This is a genomic window from Sphingomonas pseudosanguinis, from assembly GCF_052056765.1.
Taxonomy (GTDB): Bacteria; Pseudomonadota; Alphaproteobacteria; order Sphingomonadales; family Sphingomonadaceae; genus Sphingomonas; species Sphingomonas pseudosanguinis.
Genome location: NZ_CP189888.1, coordinates 1,463,374 through 1,479,188 on the forward strand (window position 1 = coordinate 1,463,374; position 15,815 = coordinate 1,479,188).

Here is a 15,815-nt window from a genome sequence, read left to right on the forward strand (position 1 = left end):
CCTTGTCTCCCGCGATCTGTCGTCGGTAACACGACGCATTTGAACAAAAGTTAAGCGGCATGGCCCCGGCGATCCGGAACGGTACAATCGTTTACGTCATGGCGCATGGCGGGGGTTTGCAAATGCCCGGCGGATTTCTATACTGACCGTTATGGAAAATCATCCGCCCGCGTGCAAAGGGCGCCCCCGCGAATTCTGCACCGACCAGGCTCTTGCCGCCGCGCTCCGTGTGTTCTGGAGCAAGGGCTATGAGGGCGCCTCGATGGCGGACCTGACCGAAGCGATGGGCATCACCAAGCCCAGCCTCTATGCCGCCTTCGGCAACAAGGAAGCGCTTTTCCACAAGGCGCTCGACCTGTATGAGGCCGAGAAGCTGGCCTATATCCGCGAGGCGCTGCACCAGCCCACGGCACGCGGCGTCGTCGAACATCTGTTGCGCGGCGCGCTCGATGCCCAGACGCACAAGGGCGAGCCGCAAGGCTGTCTGGGCGTGATCCATTCGGTGGCCTGCGGCGAAGAAGCCGAATCGATCAAGGCCGCCGTCATCGAACGCCGGGCCTCGTCGCAGGCGGCTTTGCTCGCCCGGTTCCAGCGCGCCAAGGATGAGGGCGAATTGCGCGACGATGTCGAACCGGAGGGGCTGGCGCAATATCTGTACGCGCTGTTCCAGGGCATGGCGGTGCAGGCCGGGTCGGGCGCGACGCGCGAGGAGCTGGAACGGCTGGTCGAAACCGGCCTTGCGCTGTGGCCGTCAAGATAAATACCGACCGGTATGAAAGTGCTTGACGATCTGTCGATCGGTTAATATACCGATTGGTATTGAAGGCGTCCGAGCCTTCGTCTGATGGATTAGCGAGGCATGACGGCCGACGGCATCGCCGTCGACAGCGTCGGGCACGGCCCGGCGCGAGCGATGTCGCGCGGCAGCAAAGGGGTAATGTCATGGCCTATGTCGCTTTTCAGGAAATCGGTGCGGCGATCAGCGCGGTGGGCGCGGCGACGGCGCAGCAGGGTGCCAGCGCAGTTCGTCCCGATGCACGCCTTTCGGCGCTCGAATGGCAGGTCGTGGCCTTGGCGCGCCGTGACCGGATCGCCAGCCTGCGCGAGCCGGGTCGGCTGACCCGCGCCATCGCCACCATCTTCGGCGAAACGCGCAATCCGCGCCTGGCCGACCCGTCGCTGGAGGCGCTGCGCCGGATGGCGGTACTCAGCTGGCATCATGGCTATAGCGTGCCTTCGAACGAGGTGCGGGCGTTCCTGGCGGCGGGCTATACGCCCGACCAATATGAGCTGATGGTCGACAGCATCGGCACCGCGCTCGCGGGTTCGCGCCGGGCGGCGCGGGTCGCCACGGCGGGCTGAGCCTTCGCCACGGCGGGACCCTCTTGCCCTTTCGGTCGATCGGCGTAGCTTGGGGGTGAGCCAAGACGGAGCTGACCATGCCGGCCGAACTGCGTCTGAACGACCCGTTTTCGATCATCACCCTGCCCATGGCGGGGCATGACGGGCCATTTCCCTGGGAAACCCGTTTCGCCTGGCCACGATCGGGCGATTTGCAACTTGCCTTTGACGACCAGAGCCGGGACGCGCGCAACGTCTGGGCGAGCAGGCTGGACCAGGCGGTCGCGCAGGCGGACCGCACCGTCCTGCTCGTCGCCGAGAATGCCGCCTGTCTGGCGGCGATCTGGTGGGCGCGGCTGTCGCCCGGTCAATATGTCGACAAGGTCGCGGGCGCGCTGCTGTTCGATCCGCCATCGGTTGATCTGCTCGACCGGTCGGGCAAGACTCTCTTCGCCTCGCCCGATGCGGCGCTGCCCTTTCCATCGCTGATCGTCGATCGCGCGGATCGTGGCGGCGCGCTGGCGCGCAGTTGCGGCGGCCATCTGCTGAACGCCCCCGCCACCCCGCCGATCGCGACCGGTATGTGGCGGCAGGCGCATCGCCTGATCGAGCGGCTTTCGGCCGGCGTCGTCGAGCAGGACCTGCGGCTGCTCCGGACGCTGGGGCTGTCGGATCAGTGAGCCCGTACAAAATGGCCCGGCGGAGAACCGCCGGGCCAGGTAACCGCCATTGGGAGCTTCCTTTGGCGAGGCAGGAGTGGCGAAGGGCCACAGGGCCCCCCCCGGGTAAAGTCAGCGCGGCGTGGCCGCGTTTAGATCGAGATCGTTGCCGCCGATGTCCGCATTTCCTTCATCGGCCGCGAGCGTGTCGTTGATCGCCGTGTCATTCTCGGTCAGGGCTGCGTCAGCATTGCCGAGCGACGGATCGGAAACATTGGCGGTTTCGGCGGTCGTACCCTTGGGTGAGCAGCCGGCAAGCACGGCAGTCGCGGTCAGCAGGATCATCGGAAAGGCATAACGTCGCAACATGAACTCGGTCCCCTTGTCGTGCCGTCCGGTGTCCGTCGGGCTTGGTATGATCAATACATAGCGAAATGATGGGATATAAGCCATGCTCTTCTTGGGCACGCGATAGCTGGGCTTTTCGACTCGTCGCGCCGGGGCTGATCGCGGTCGCCGCGCCCGCCACCGGGCAAGTCGAGCCGCCGCTGGACGGGCGCGCCGCGCTCGCGCTCGATGCGGCCACCTATGCCGCGTCGTCGGGTTTGTCGCCCGCCCAGGCGCAGCGCGAACTGGAGATCCAGGAAGCCTCGGTTCCCGTCACCGACGCGCTGAAGGTGGAGTTCGCCGGTCGCCTCGCGGGACTGTCCGTCGGGCATGCGCCCTTCCATATCGATATTCTGCTGACCGGGGACGCACCGGTCGCCGACCGTACGGTCGTGATCGCCGGCGCGAATGTGCTGATCCGCTTTCGAACCGGCGCGTATGCCAGCCATGACCAGCTGATCGTGGCGGCGGCGCTCTATCAGACCGAAATCCGTGCCTCGTTGACCAAGCCGCCGGGGATCGGGGTCGATCCGCGGATCGGGGCGCTGGTCGTGATGGTCGGGCAGGCGGATGCGCTCGCCGAGCCTGGCGATGCGCTGCGCGACCGGATCGCGCGGCTGACCGGCGTGCCGGTTCGCATCGCCACGCTGGAGGCGCCCGATACCGATATGGCGGATGTCCAGGGCGGCGGCCGGCTGGTCGGCGTCGATCCGGGCGATGGCCGCCGCTATGCCTGTACCAGCGGGTTCGTCGTGCGGCGGGGCAGCGAAAGCGCGATCGTCACCGCCGCCCATTGCCCCGACAATCTGTCCTGGGCGGATGGGACGAACGCGGCCCCGCCGCTGACCTTTCTGGGGCAATGGGGCTGGGGCTATCAGGACGTTCAGCTTCAGGGCAGCGCCGTGCCGCTCGCGCCGACCTTCTGGAGCGATACCGCCAAGACGGTGCAGCGTCGTGTCGAGGGACAGCGCGCACGCGGATCGACGCGGGCGGGCGACATCGTCTGCCATCGGGGCGAGCGGACCGGCTATAGCTGTGCCGAGGTCTGGCTGCCCGATTTCGCGCCGGCGGGCGATCTGTGCGGCGGGGGCTGCACCCCGACCTGGGTGGCGGTGCGCGGGCCGACCTGTCGCAGCGGCGATAGCGGTGGGCCGGTCTTTCTGGGCGGCACGGCCTTTGGCATCGTCAAGGGCGGCAGCTACCGCGCGGACGGCAGCTGCGCCTTCTATTATTACATGTCACTCGATTTCCTGCCGAGCGGGTGGTCGCTGGGGCTCGGCTGAGGGATCGCATGGCATCGCCGCCGCGTTGGCCAGGGCATCAGCGGACATCAGGAAGACGATGCTATGAAAGCCATGATCCTCGACGCGCCCGGCGGCCTCGATCGATTGCGACTGGTCGACCGGCCCGATCCGGGTGTGCCCGGGCCGGGGATGATCCGGGTGCGGCTGCATGCCACATCGCTGAATTATCATGATTATGGCATCGTCTCGGGCGATATGCCGACCCAGGATGGCCGCGTGCCCATGTCCGATGGCGCCGGCATCGTCGAGGCGATCGGTGAGGGCGTCACCGATTTCGACATAGGCGATGCCGTGGTGTCGTGTTTCTTTCCCGGATGGCACGAAGGGCCGGCGCGCGTCGGCGATTTCGCAACCGTGCCGGGGGACGGCATCGATGGCTATGCGCGGGAAGCGGTCATTGCGCCGGCCACGGCCTTCACCCGCACGCCCAAGGGCTATGACCATGCCGAGGCCGCGACGATCACCACCGCCGGGCTGACCGCGTGGCGCAGCCTGGTCGTCGATGGCGGATTGAAGGCGGGCGACCGCGTATTGGTGCTGGGCACCGGCGGAGTGTCGATCTGGGCGTTGCAGATCGCCAAGCTGATGGGCGCCAGCGTCGCGGTGACGTCGTCGTCGGATGCGAAGCTGGAACAGGCGCGGGCGCTGGGGGCAGACTGTACCGTCAATTATCGCGAGAAGGAACAATGGGGTCGGCTGGTGCATGAGTGGGCCGATGGCGGCGTCGATCATGTGATCGAGGTCGGTGGCCCCGCAACGCTCGCCCAGTCGATCGAGGCGGTTCGGATCGGCGGGCATATCGGATTGATCGGGGTGCTGACCGGCGTGTCCGGTCAGGTGCCGACCGCCGCCCTGATGGCGAAACAGGCGCGGCTGCAGGGCCTGATCGTCGGCAGCCGGCGGATGCAGCGGGATTTCGTCCGCGCGCTCGACGCCAGCGACATCCGCCCCGTGATCGACCGCCGCTTCGCACTGGAGGAACTGGCCGATGCGTTCCGCCATCAGGAGAGCGGCGGCCATTTCGGCAAGATCGTCGCGACATGGTAAGGATGGTGACATGACGAACGGCGCGTTCGAATATGGCCCCGACCGGGACCCCGTCGACCCGAACTGGCCGCATGTCGTGATCGTCGGCGCAGGCTTTGGCGGGCTGGCGGCGGCGCAGCAGCTGGGCAACGCCCCGGTCCGCGTGACGGTGATTGACCGCAATAATTATCACCTGTTCGTGCCGCTCCTCTATCAGGTGGCGACGGCAGCATTGTCGCCCGCCGACGTGGCGGAGCCGATCCGGCATGTCCTGGGCCGCTATCCCAATATCCGCGTCGTGCTGGGCGAGGTGACGGGCGTCGACACCGGGGCCCGGCAAGTGGCGCTGTCGACCGGGGAGGCCCTGTCCTATGACCGGCTGGTGATGGCGACCGGTTCGACCAGCAGCTATTTCGGTCATGACGAATGGCGCAGCGTCGCGCCCGCTTGCAAGTCGATCGAGGAGGCGCGGGCGATCCGATCGCGTATCCTGAGTGCCTTCGAGGAGGCGGAGCGCGACGGGGCGGCGGACCGCGAGGCGCTGATGACCTTCGTCGTGGTCGGTGGCGGGCCGACCGGCGTGGAGCTGGCCGGGTCGATCGCCGAACTGGCCCGCCACGCGCTGACCTCCGACTTTCGCCGTATCCGTCCCGAAACCGCGAAGATCATCCTGATCGAGGGCGGCCCGCGCATCCTGTCCGCTTTCCCCGACGCGCTGGCCGGCTATGCGCAGCGTGCGCTCGGTCTGTTGGGGGTTCGGGTCATGACCGACATGCCGGTCGAGGCGATCACGGCGGATGGACTGACCGCCGGCGGGCGCTTCATTCCGACGCGCACCGTCCTGTGGGGTGCGGGTGTGGCGCCGACGGGGGCAGCCAGGCTGCTGGGGATCGAACCCGGCCCCGGCGGGCGGGTGCCGGTCGGCGCGGACCTGCGCGTCGCAGGGGTGGAGAATGTCTATTCGCTGGGCGATGTCGCGGCCTGCATGGACGAGGACGGCCGCCCCCTGCCGGGACTGGCGCAGGTCGCGCAGCAGCAGGGGAGTTATCTGGGCAAGGCGCTACGCGACGAACTGACCCGGGGGCGCAGCTCCGCGCCGTTTCGCTTCCACAATCGGGGCAATGCCGCGATCATCGGACGTCACGCCGCCATCTTCGATTTCGGGCGGTTCCGGATGAAGGGCTATCCCGCCTGGATGCTCTGGGCAATCGTCCATGTCGTGCTGCTGGTCAACTTCGCGCAGCGCATCCGGGTCAGCCTGCAATGGCTGTGGCGATACCTGACCTATCGGCGCGGTGCCCGGATCATCACCACCCCGGTCGTCCGCCGACCGGGCTAGGCCGGATCAGTGCGCCAGCTGCGCGCGGAGGTCGATCAGTGTCGCCCCGATATGTTCGGACAGCAGCGCCGCGACCCGCGCCTCGTCGCGTGACAGCCATGCGTCGAGCAGCGCATGATGCTCCTCATGCGCGCGATCCTCACGGCCGGCGGGCTTCAGATGCTGGATAACGTAACGCTCCGCCAGCACCTGCAGCCGTTCGATCAACTGGAAGGTCAGCGCGGCCCCCAGCGGCCGGACGAGCGCCAGGTGAAAGGCGCGGTTCTGAAGCGCGACATCGTGCAGCGCCTCATGCGCCGCCACATCGAGCGCGTGCAGCGCCTCGCGCGCCGCCGCCTGGTCCACCGGCGTGGCGACGCGGCTGGCGCGCGCGGCGGCATTGGGTTCGATCGACAGGCGAAGCTCGTAAATCTCCTCCGCTTCGCCCGCCCCCAGCGATCGGACGAAAAAGCCGCGATTGGCCTGGCTGGTCAGCAGCCCTTCCTGCTCCAGCCGTGCCAGCGCCTCGCGCAGCGGAATCTTGCTGACGCCCAGTTCATTGGCCAGCGCGTCCTGCCGGATCGGCTGCTCCTCGGGCAGGTCGCCGCTGATGATGCGTTCGCGAATGATCGTGAAAATCTGTTCGGACAGGGTGCGAACGACAAGGCTCATATTTTCTCTCGTGCCGACAGGCCGGGAGGAGCCTGTAATTCCTGATAATCAATATTGATCGGTACGGTACAATAGCGCGCCAAATCAAGAAATGCCAAGAGTGTCCCCAAATCAGGCGGGGGGCAGCCCGTCGCGCAATTCGGCCAGCCAGACCGCGGCTGTCCCGTCGGACGGCGCACGCCAGTCGCCACGCGGCGACAGGGCACCCCCGGCCGACACCTTGGGGCCGTTGGGCAGCGCCGATCGCTTGAACTGGCTGGTCTGGAAGAAGCGCGTCAGGAACCGCTCCAGCCAGTGGCGGATGGTCGGCAGGTCATAGGCGATGCGCGCATCGGCGGGCAGATCCTCGGGCCAATCCCCCGCTTCCGCATCGCGCCAGGCATGCCAGGCGAGGAAGGCGATCTTCGATGGCTTCAGCCCGAAGCGGATCACGTGATGCGCGAAAAAGTCGTTGAGGGCGTAGGGCCCGATCATCGACTCGGTCGATTGCAGCGCGCCATCGGCACCGGGCGGCACCAGTTCGGGCGAGATTTCCTGCGCCAGGATCGCGGTCAGCACCTGATTGGTCGCCGCGTCATATTGGTCGGTCCGGATGCACCAGCGGATCAGGAACTGGATCAGAGTCTTGGGCACACCGGCATTGACCGCATAATGGCTCATCTGATCACCGACGCCGTATGTGCACCAGCCGAGCGCCAGCTCCGACAGGTCGCCCGTGCCCAGCACGATCCCGCCGCGCTGATTGGCCAGGCGGAACAGATAATCGGTGCGCAGGCCCGCCTGTACATTTTCGAACGTCACGTCGTGCACCGGCTCGCCGGAGGCAAAGGGGTGGCGCATGTCCGCCAGCATCTGGCGCGCGGCGGGGCGGATGTCGATTTCCTCCGCGCTCACCCCCAGCGCTCGCATCAGCGCCCAGGCATGCGCCTTGGTCCCTTCACCGGTCGCAAAGCCCGGCATCGTGAAGGCCAGGATGCGATCGCGGCCCCAGCCGAGCCGGTCGGTCGCCTTGGCAGCGACGATCAGCGCATGGGTCGAGTCCAGTCCGCCCGACACGCCGATGACCAGCGAGGTGGCGCGCGACGCCTCCAGCCGCTTGGCCAGGGCCTCGACCTGGATATTATACGCCTCGTAACAGTCGGCATCGCGCCGCGCCGGATCGCTGGGGACGAACGGGAAGCGCTCGATGGTGCGGCACAGGCCGCGATCCGCCGGTTCGACGCCGTGGACGAAGCCGATGCGGCGGAAGCGGTTTTCCGGATGCCCGGCAAAGGCGGCCGAGTCGTTGAAGGTACCGTTACGCAACCGCTCCTGCCCGATCCGCTCGACATCGATATCGGCGACGGTCAGCGCGGGCGTCCGGGCGAAGCGCTCAGACTCCGCCAGTTGCTGGCCCAGTTCGTGGATCAGGCCCTGGCCATCCCAGGCCAGATCGGTCGTGCTCTCGCCGATCCCGGCGGCCGAATAGACATAGGCGCAGGCGGCGCGCGCCGATTGCGCGGCGGCAAGCAATTCGCGGTCGCGTGCCTTGCCGATGACGATATTGGACGCCGACAGGTTGCAGCAGATCGTCGCCCCCGCCAGCGCGCTCATGGTCGAGGGCGGGGTGGGTGCCCAGTAATCCTCGCAGATTTCGGCATGGAAGATAAAGCCGGGGCGATCCTCGGCGGCGAAGATCAGGTCGGTGCCGAACGGGACCGACTGGCCATCGAGATCGATCGTCAACCCGGTCAGCCCGGCCCCGCTCGCGAACCAGCGCTTCTCGTAATATTCGCGGTAATTGGGCAGATAGGTCTTGGGCACGACGCCCAGGATACGCCCGCGCGCCAGCATCACCGCGCAATTGTACAGCCGCCCATTGCGCGGCAGCGCGGCACCGACCAGCATAACCGGGGTCAGCGCGGCGCTGGCATCCACCATCTCGCCCAGCGCCTCCAGCGTGGCACGGTGCATCGCGCTCTGCATATGGAGGTCGTCGATCGCATAGGAGGTCAGCGACAATTCGGGAAAGACGATCAGGTCGACACCCTGTTCGTCCGCGTCCCGCGCCAGGTCGAGCATCGCCACCGCATTGGCATGCGGATCGCCGACCGACGCGGCCGGCGTCGCCGCCGCCACGCGGATCAGGCCATGGGAATGAAAGGCGAAAAAGGGATGGTCCTGCATGACATAGGGATAGCGGGGCGGGGCGGGGGGCGCCAGTCGTTGCGATGGGCGGCGGTCGGGAACGGCTGGTCGCGGCGACTTGGGGCCGATCGACATTCCTTCTATTCCTCTCCTGTAAGGGGAGGCGACAGGCCGAAGGTCTGACGGGGGGCGATCGAGAGGAAGAAGCCCCTCCATCACGCTTATTGAAGTGAACACACGCTGTCGATCGCTCACGCCTACCTCGTAAGGGTGTCGATGATCTGATCCGCCCGCACTTCCAGCGCTTTGTGGCTTAATTGCGTGGTCGTCAGCGTGAGTTCGATGGATTGGGATTTCCCTACCCATAAATAGACGGCGTCCCTTACCCCCTCACCGTTCTGCCGAAAATTCTTCAGGAGCGCCCCGCCGTGAACCACCGCCGTAATCTGCGTGGGGGCAAAGCCCGTTGCGGTTTCCGACTTTAATGGGCGAGAAAAATCCTGCCGCGTTACATCTGTAACGAAACCGTCGCACCGGTACGCGGTCGTCATCCCATTCAGTATCTTCGAGTTTGCCGCTTCGACGCCTTGCGCAAATTGGATCACTTTCCTGCACCCATACTCCAAATCATTTGAAATAGGGTTCACAGCAGATTGCGATTTATTGAATACCGAATCGCGTCCTATAGTGTTGATCCACCGGATAGTGTCTTCGGGATTCCGTAGATAATCCTTTGATACGGTTATCGGGTTGTCCACCGAGCCCACGGGTGTGACCCGCTCTATGATGGCTTTTTCTATCCATCGAGGTTCTGTTTCATGTCGTGTCGCAGGTGTGCTGACGACGCTGGATTGGGCAATCAACAATATTAGAAGAGAGGGCATGGCTTTCTCCGAATGCAATAGAAGAAGACATGGGGAACTTTAAGAGCAGGAGCTTTACGTTGTTCGCGTGACGCCGCACGCAACACCATCCACTTGGCACGGGCGCACCAGGCCCGTTGATTGGGCATAGAATCATCTTCAAGATGATCAGATAATAAGGTTTCGAAACGCAATGTGTCTATATGAAATAAATTTTCTATATTCGTAGGAAAGTGCTTACAGTTCATTATAATAGGTCGAGATTAGCTCTGACGAAGTTACAATTTGTGTTTGGCAAAAATGGCGTCACGACGCTTTGACTAATTTGTGCCATTCCGAATTTTTCGTTATTTTTCCTGACAATCGGCCCCACGCCAACGCGCGTTTCGCTCGTGACTGGGGTGGCGGCTGACGTAGACGCATTTTCGTCATAAGGGGGGATCGCACGCGAAAGACGAGGTAAATTTGATGACCGTCCAGATCTACGGCATCCCGAACTGCGACACGATGAAGAAGGCGCGGGTCTGGCTGGACCAGCACGGCGTGGCGTACCGCTTCCACAACTACAAAACGGACGGCATTGACGAGGAGACGCTGCACCGCTGGGTCGATCAGGTCGGGTGGGAGCCGTTGCTCAACCGCGCCGGGACGACCTTCCGCAAGCTCGACGATGCCGACCGGCAGGACGTCGACGCGGACAAGGCAATCCGGTTGATGGCGGCGCACCCCTCGCTCATCAAGCGGCCGGTGCTCGACCGCGACGGCACGCTGACGGTGGGGTTCAAGCCCGAGCGTTACGCCGAAATCTTCTGACGGACCAAGGGGGTGGAGCCGGACAAGCGGGGCGGGTAAGGGCGGCTCCATGTCCACCACCTACACGCTCGATACCGCGACGAGTCGCGCCAATCCCACGCCCGCGCCGATGAAGCGCCTGACCGTGCCCGCCATTCGCCGCGCCAAGGGCGGGACGCCGCTGGTCATGCTGACCGCCTATACGGTGCGGTCGGCGCAGCTGCTCGATCCGCATTGCGACATGCTGCTGGTCGGCGACAGCCTGGGCCAGGTGATTTACGGCCTGCCCTCGACCGTGCCGGTCACGCTGCAGATGATGGCGGCGCATGGTGCGGCGGTCGTGCGCGGCAGCTATCGCTCGGTCGTGGTCATCGACCTGCCCTTCGGTAGCTATGAGGCGAGCCCCGAAAAGGCGTTCGAGAACGCCGCGTGGCTGCTCAAGGAAACCGGTGCGGCGGCGGTCAAGCTGGAGGGGGGCGTCGGGATGGCGCCGACCGTCCGCTTCCTGGTCGAACGCGGCATCCCGGTCATGGGTCATGTCGGCCTGACCCCGCAGGCGGTCAACGTCCTGGGCGGCTATGGCGCGCGCGGGCGCACGCCCGAGGAGGCCGAGAAGATCATCGCCGATGCGGTGGCGGTGGCCGGGGCGGGGGCGTTCTCCGTGGTGATCGAGGGCGTGGTCGAGCCGATCGCGATCGAGATCACCAAGCGCATCGCCTGTCCCACGATCGGCATCGGCGCCTCGGCCCAGTGCGACGGCCAGGTGCTGGTCGGTGAGGACATGCTCGGCCTGTTCGAGCGGACCGCGCGCTTCGTGCGCCGTTACGAGACGATGGGCGACCGCATCGGTGAGGCCGCACGCGCCTATGCCGAGGATGTCCGCGCCCGTCATTTCCCGGGGCCGGAACAGATCTACGCGCCGCGCGAAGGGGGATGACGCAACCCTGCTTCCCACCGGGGCTGCTCCTCGCTAAAGGTCGCGGCTTCATTGTTGCCTGATCCCAAATAGCGGAGCCCGACTTGGCCCTAACGCCCCAATCCAGCCAGGCCTTCATGAGTGAGGTCGACGACGAATTGCGTCGCGAAAGGCTGACCAGCTTTTGGACCCGTTGGGGTCTGGTCGTCGGCGCGGTGATCCTGATCGGACTGGCGGCCTTTGGCGGCTATCTCTATTGGCAGCATCGCCAGCATGAACAGGCGGGCGCCGATGGCGAGCAGCTTCAGGCGGCCTATGACGCGCTCGGCCAGAGCGATGTGAAGACCGCCCAGGCCAAGCTGGCGCCGCTCGCCAATTCGGATGTCGACGCCTATCGCGCGCTCGCCAGCTTCACCCAGGCGGATATTCTGCTCCAGCGCAACGACCTGAAGGGTGCGGCGGCGCGCTTCGCGGCGATCGCGAACGACGCCTCGCTGGCGCAGCCCTTCCGCGATCTGGCGCTCATCCGCCAGACCATGGCCGAATATGACACGCTGAAGCCCGAGGCGGTCATCGCCCGCCTGCGCGGCATGGCGGTGCCCGGCAATGCGTGGTTCGGCAGCGCCAGCGAGATGGTCGCGGTCGCCTATCTGCGCCAGAACAAGCGTGCCGAGGCGGGGCGTCTGTTCGGTCAGATTGCCAGCGAGAAGGATGTGCCCGATACGTTGCGGCAACGTGCGGTTCAGATGGCCGGCGTATTGGGGGTCGATGCGGTCGGCCAGAGCGAGGACACCAAGACCCAATGACGAAGCATTTCCGCACCTCGGCGGCGCTTGCCGCGCTGATGGCGCTGGGCGCCTGTGGCGTGTTCAAGGGCGCGCCGAAGAAGACCACTCCGACGATCGGCGACCGCGTGCCGATCCTGGTCTCGGAAAACGGGGTCGAGGCGGACAAGACGATCGCCGATGTGCAGGTATTGCTGCCCGCGCCCGAGACGAACCCCGAATGGAGCCAGCCGGGCGGTAACGCCGCCAAGTCGATGGGCCAGCTGGCGCTGGCGGAACAGCCCCAGCGTCTGTGGGAGTCGAGCATCGATGGCGGCTCGGTCCGCGATCCGCTCGGCGCCGCGCCGGTCGTCGCCGAAGGCAAGCTGTTCGTCGTCGACGCGCAGGGCAATCTGGTCGCGCTGAACGCCGATACAGGCGCCAGGCTCTGGTCGACCGCCGTGACCGAGGGTGACGAGAACCGTCTCGCCCGGTTCGGCGGCGGCGCCAGCTATGACAGCGGCACCGTCTTCGCCACCGACGGCCTGGGCGACGTGATTGCCGCCAGCGCCGCCGACGGCAAGGTGCTGTGGCGGGCCAAGCCCAGCGGCCCGCTGCGCGGATCGCCGACCATCGCCAACGGCAACGTCTATGTCCTGACTCAGGACAACCAGCTCTACGCGCTGAACCAGACCGATGGTAAGATCATCTGGGCCGGGCAGGGGACGCTGGAGACCCAGGGCGTGTTCGGCGTCGCCGCTCCCGCCGCCAGCCAGGGCACGATCGTCGCCGGTTTCTCGAGCGGCGAGCTGAACGCCTATCGTTACGAGAATGGCCGCATGCTGTGGCAGGATGCGCTGTCGCGGACCAGCATCTCGACCTCGGTGTCGACGCTGTCGGACATCGACGCCGCGCCGGTCATCGACCAGGGCCGCGTCTATGCGCTGGGCCAGGGCGGTCGTATGATCGCGCTGGAACTGTCGACCGGCCAGCGGCTGTGGGAGCAGAATTTCGCGGGCATCTCGACGCCGTGGATCGCGGGCGAGTGGATTTTCCTCGTCACCGATGATGCGCGGCTGGTCGCACTGGCCCGGTCGAGCGGCAAGGCACGCTGGATCGCGCAGCTGCCGCGCTTCCGCAACGAGAAGAAGAAGACCGGCGCCATCATCTGGTTCGGTCCGGTACTGGCGGGCAATCGCCTGATCCTGACCAATTCGGACGGCCAGATCGTCTATGCCAATCCGGGGGACGGTGCGGTGCAGGCGACGGTTGAGACCAAGACACCCTTCGCGCTGCCGCCGATCGTGGCCAATGGGACGCTCTACGTCCTCGATCAGAAGGGGCGGATCGCCGCCTATAAATAAGCCATGTCTCGCCCCGTGGAGGATTTGTTCCACGGGGCGTTATATTTCATGCTGCTATCCCCGTGACGAATGGCTTGCCTTTCGCTAACGGAGCGCGATGGCAAAACTCCCTATCGTCGCGATCGTCGGCCGTCCCAATGTCGGCAAGTCGACGCTGTTCAACCGTCTCGTCGGCAAGAAGCTGGCGCTGGTCGACGACCGGCCCGGCGTGACGCGCGACCGGCGCGAAGGCGACGCGCACCTTCTCGGCCTCGATTTCCGCGTGATCGACACGGCCGGCTATGAGGATGAAGACCCTGATACGCTGCCCGGCCGCATGCGTCGCCAGACCGAGGCGGCGGTGGGTGAGGCCGATGTCGCGCTGTTCCTGGTCGATGCGCGTGCCGGCGTGATGCCGCTCGACGAGGAGATCGCCCGCTGGCTGCGCAGTTCGGACACGCCGATCGTGCTCGCCGCCAACAAGGCGGAAGGGCGCGCGGCCGAGCAGGGCATTCTTGAGGCGCTGGCGTTGGGCTTTGGTGATCCGGTGCAGCTGTCGGCCGAACATGGCGAGGGTGTGGGCGACCTGTTCGAGGCGCTGCTGCCCTTCATCGACCGTGAGGAGGACGAGGAAGAAGAGGAGGTCGACCTCGAAAATCCTTATGCCCCGCTGAAGCTGGCGATCGTCGGCCGTCCCAATGCCGGCAAGTCGACCCTGATCAACCGCTTCCTGGGCCAGGATCGCCTGATCACCGGACCGGAGGCCGGCATCACCCGCGACTCGATCGCGATCGATTGGGAATGGCGCGACCGTGATGGCGAAATCCGTCAGGTCCGGCTGATCGACACCGCCGGCATGCGCAAGAAGGCCAAGGTGCAGGACAAGCTGGAGAAGCTGTCGGTCGCCGATGCCCTGCGCGCGGTGGATTTCGCCGAGGTGGTGGTCCTGCTGCTCGATGCAACGCTGGGGCTGGAATCGCAGGATCTGCGCATCGCCGATCGCGTGCTGGAGGAAGGCCGCGCGCTGCTGATCGCGCTCAACAAATGGGACGTGGCGGAAAATCCGTCGTCGCTGTTCAACGGCGTCCGCAAGGCGCTGGAGGACGGGTTGAGCCAGGTGAAGGGCGTGCCGCTGCTCGCGGTGTCGGCCGCGACGGGCAAGGGGCTGGACACGCTGATCGAAGCAGCGTTCGAAACCCGCGCCGCCTGGTCGAAGCGCGTGCCGACCGGCGAACTCAATCGCTGGTTCGAACGCGCGGTCGACGCCAATCCGCCGCCCGCCCCGGGCGGCAAGCGGATCAAGCTGCGCTATGTCACCCAGATCAAGTCGCGTCCGCCGAGCTTCGTCATCTTCGGCACGCGGGTCGACCAGCTGCCGGCCAGCTATGAACGCTATCTGGTCAATTCGATGCGGCGGGAATTGGGCTTCGGCGCGGTGCCGGTGCGCCTGACACTGCGGGCGCCGAAGAACCCGTTCGGGAAAAAGGACTGATCAGGACGCGGGGCGCTATAGGGCGCCCCACGTTCCCACCGCCGTTGAGCCTGAGCGAAGTCGAAAGCCACGGGAAGGCATCTGCCAAACGCCCGGCGATGGTGCGCCCAGCCTTACCGTCAACCCGTGGCCTTCGACTTCGCTCAGGCTGAACGGGGCGGGGGAGTGTTCCCGACCTGGGGAAAGGGGCGGATCGCTTGATCCACCCCTTTCCTATTCAGCCCTGAAGATGCGGCGCCGCGCCCGACTTGGGCGTGTCGTTCTCCGCCATCGCGTTCAGCTGGACATAATTCTGAATGCCCATGCGCGCGATCATCTCGAACTGGCGCTCCAGCGTGTCGACATGCTCTTCCTCGCTGGCGAGGATACGGGTGAACAGGTCGCGGCTGACGAAGTCCTTGACCTCTTCGCAATAGGCGATGGCTTCCTTTAGCTGTGCGACGGCCTCGATCTCGATCGCCAGGTCGCCCTTCAGCACCTCTTCGACCGTCTCGCCGATGCGCAGGCGACCGAGCAGCTGGAAATTGGGCAGGCCGTCGAGGAACAGGATGCGCTCGGCCAGCCAGTCGGCGTGGCGCATCTCGTCGATCGATTCCTTATATTCGAACTGAGCGAGCTTGTAGACGCCCCAATGGTCGAGCAGGCGATAGTGCAGGAAGTACTGGTTGATCGCGGTCAGTTCGTTCTTCAGCGCTTCGTTCAGATATTCGATGACCTTGGGGTCGCCCTTTACCGCCATGTGCTCGTCCTTCGTGATCGTTTCGGTCCCATTCTAACGCCGGTTGGCGGGAAGCGACAGGGGTGGTGTCAC

Annotated in this window: 16 protein-coding genes; 11 read left to right on the top strand and 5 right to left on the bottom strand. The window is 65.6% G+C overall.

Features of this window, described 5'->3' with window-relative positions:
- The first annotated feature begins 151 nt into the window (after nucleotides 1–151).
- The 3 genes from ACQHGV_RS06605 to ACQHGV_RS06615 all read left to right on the top strand — a co-directional run bounded on the left by ACQHGV_RS06605 (nucleotide 152) and on the right by ACQHGV_RS06615 (nucleotide 2,021).
- On the top strand, nucleotides 152–760 hold the full coding sequence (locus ACQHGV_RS06605) for a TetR/AcrR family transcriptional regulator (RefSeq protein WP_183950773.1): 609 nt from the start codon (nucleotides 152–154) through the stop codon (nucleotides 758–760).
- Between the two features lie 182 nt (nucleotides 761–942).
- The gene (locus ACQHGV_RS06610) at nucleotides 943–1,362 is read left to right on the top strand and encodes a hypothetical protein (protein WP_183950774.1); all 420 of its coding nucleotides are present in this window, start codon (nucleotides 943–945) and stop codon (nucleotides 1,360–1,362) included.
- A gap of 77 nt (nucleotides 1,363–1,439) precedes the next feature.
- Nucleotides 1,440–2,021 carry an alpha/beta hydrolase gene (locus ACQHGV_RS06615; protein WP_440979882.1) on the top strand — a complete coding sequence of 194 codons (582 nt, stop codon included), beginning with the start codon at nucleotides 1,440–1,442 and terminating at the stop codon, nucleotides 2,019–2,021.
- A gap of 111 nt (nucleotides 2,022–2,132) precedes the next feature.
- On the opposite strand, the gene ACQHGV_RS06620 is transcribed toward ACQHGV_RS06615, so the two are convergent.
- Nucleotides 2,133–2,345, bottom strand: coding sequence for a hypothetical protein (locus ACQHGV_RS06620; RefSeq protein WP_440979883.1), 213 nt, complete (start codon nucleotides 2,343–2,345; stop codon nucleotides 2,133–2,135).
- A gap of 89 nt (nucleotides 2,346–2,434) precedes the next feature.
- Between ACQHGV_RS06620 and ACQHGV_RS06625 the strand changes: the two genes are divergently transcribed.
- The 3 genes from ACQHGV_RS06625 to ACQHGV_RS06635 all read left to right on the top strand — a co-directional run bounded on the left by ACQHGV_RS06625 (nucleotide 2,435) and on the right by ACQHGV_RS06635 (nucleotide 6,056).
- Nucleotides 2,435–3,670: a hypothetical protein gene (locus ACQHGV_RS06625; protein ID WP_440979884.1), complete on the top strand. Its 1,236-nt coding sequence runs from the start codon at nucleotides 2,435–2,437 to the stop codon at nucleotides 3,668–3,670.
- Nucleotides 3,671–3,733: 63 nt separating this feature from the next.
- Complete coding sequence (locus ACQHGV_RS06630; RefSeq protein ID WP_440979885.1) at nucleotides 3,734–4,738, top strand: zinc-dependent alcohol dehydrogenase family protein; 1,005 nt, start codon at nucleotides 3,734–3,736, stop codon at nucleotides 4,736–4,738.
- 10 nt (nucleotides 4,739–4,748) lie between these two features.
- Nucleotides 4,749–6,056, top strand: coding sequence for an NAD(P)/FAD-dependent oxidoreductase (locus ACQHGV_RS06635; protein WP_440979886.1), 1,308 nt, complete (start codon nucleotides 4,749–4,751; stop codon nucleotides 6,054–6,056).
- Nucleotides 6,057–6,062: 6 nt separating this feature from the next.
- On the opposite strand, the gene ACQHGV_RS06640 is transcribed toward ACQHGV_RS06635, so the two are convergent.
- The 3 genes from ACQHGV_RS06640 to ACQHGV_RS06650 all read right to left on the bottom strand — a co-directional run bounded on the left by ACQHGV_RS06640 (nucleotide 6,063) and on the right by ACQHGV_RS06650 (nucleotide 9,718).
- A complete protein-coding gene (locus tag ACQHGV_RS06640) occupies nucleotides 6,063–6,707 on the bottom strand; it encodes a GntR family transcriptional regulator (RefSeq protein ID WP_183950778.1) in 645 nt (214 codons plus the stop codon).
- 111 nt (nucleotides 6,708–6,818) lie between these two features.
- Nucleotides 6,819–8,873 (bottom strand): NAD(+) synthase, encoded by a 2,055-nt coding sequence (locus ACQHGV_RS06645; RefSeq protein ID WP_440980156.1) that lies wholly within the window; start codon nucleotides 8,871–8,873, stop codon nucleotides 6,819–6,821.
- A gap of 218 nt (nucleotides 8,874–9,091) precedes the next feature.
- Nucleotides 9,092–9,718, bottom strand: a complete 627-nt coding sequence (locus tag ACQHGV_RS06650; RefSeq protein WP_440979887.1) for a hypothetical protein — start codon at nucleotides 9,716–9,718, stop codon at nucleotides 9,092–9,094.
- 447 nt (nucleotides 9,719–10,165) lie between these two features.
- Here ACQHGV_RS06650 and ACQHGV_RS06655 point away from each other — a divergent pair, with 447 nt between their 5' ends.
- The 5 genes from ACQHGV_RS06655 to der all read left to right on the top strand — a co-directional run bounded on the left by ACQHGV_RS06655 (nucleotide 10,166) and on the right by der (nucleotide 15,004).
- The gene (locus tag ACQHGV_RS06655; protein WP_440979888.1) at nucleotides 10,166–10,510 is read left to right on the top strand and encodes an ArsC family reductase; all 345 of its coding nucleotides are present in this window, start codon (nucleotides 10,166–10,168) and stop codon (nucleotides 10,508–10,510) included.
- Nucleotides 10,511–10,559: 49 nt separating this feature from the next.
- Nucleotides 10,560–11,426 carry a 3-methyl-2-oxobutanoate hydroxymethyltransferase gene (gene panB, locus ACQHGV_RS06660; protein ID WP_440979889.1) on the top strand — a complete coding sequence of 289 codons (867 nt, stop codon included), beginning with the start codon at nucleotides 10,560–10,562 and terminating at the stop codon, nucleotides 11,424–11,426.
- Between the two features lie 116 nt (nucleotides 11,427–11,542).
- Nucleotides 11,543–12,211, top strand: coding sequence for a tetratricopeptide repeat protein (locus ACQHGV_RS06665; RefSeq protein WP_440979890.1), 669 nt, complete (start codon nucleotides 11,543–11,545; stop codon nucleotides 12,209–12,211).
- Nucleotides 12,208–13,533: an outer membrane protein assembly factor BamB family protein gene (locus ACQHGV_RS06670; protein WP_440979891.1), complete on the top strand. Its 1,326-nt coding sequence runs from the start codon at nucleotides 12,208–12,210 to the stop codon at nucleotides 13,531–13,533. Before ACQHGV_RS06665 ends, ACQHGV_RS06670 begins: the two co-directional genes overlap by 4 nt.
- Before the next feature lie 97 nt (nucleotides 13,534–13,630).
- Entirely contained in the window at nucleotides 13,631–15,004 is a 1,374-nt protein-coding gene (der, locus tag ACQHGV_RS06675; RefSeq protein WP_440979892.1) for a ribosome biogenesis GTPase Der, read from the top strand.
- A 217-nt stretch (nucleotides 15,005–15,221) separates the two neighbouring features.
- On the opposite strand, the gene bfr is transcribed toward der, so the two are convergent.
- Complete coding sequence (bfr, locus tag ACQHGV_RS06680; protein WP_183950784.1) at nucleotides 15,222–15,743, bottom strand: bacterioferritin; 522 nt, start codon at nucleotides 15,741–15,743, stop codon at nucleotides 15,222–15,224.
- Nucleotides 15,744–15,815 lie beyond the last annotated feature (72 nt).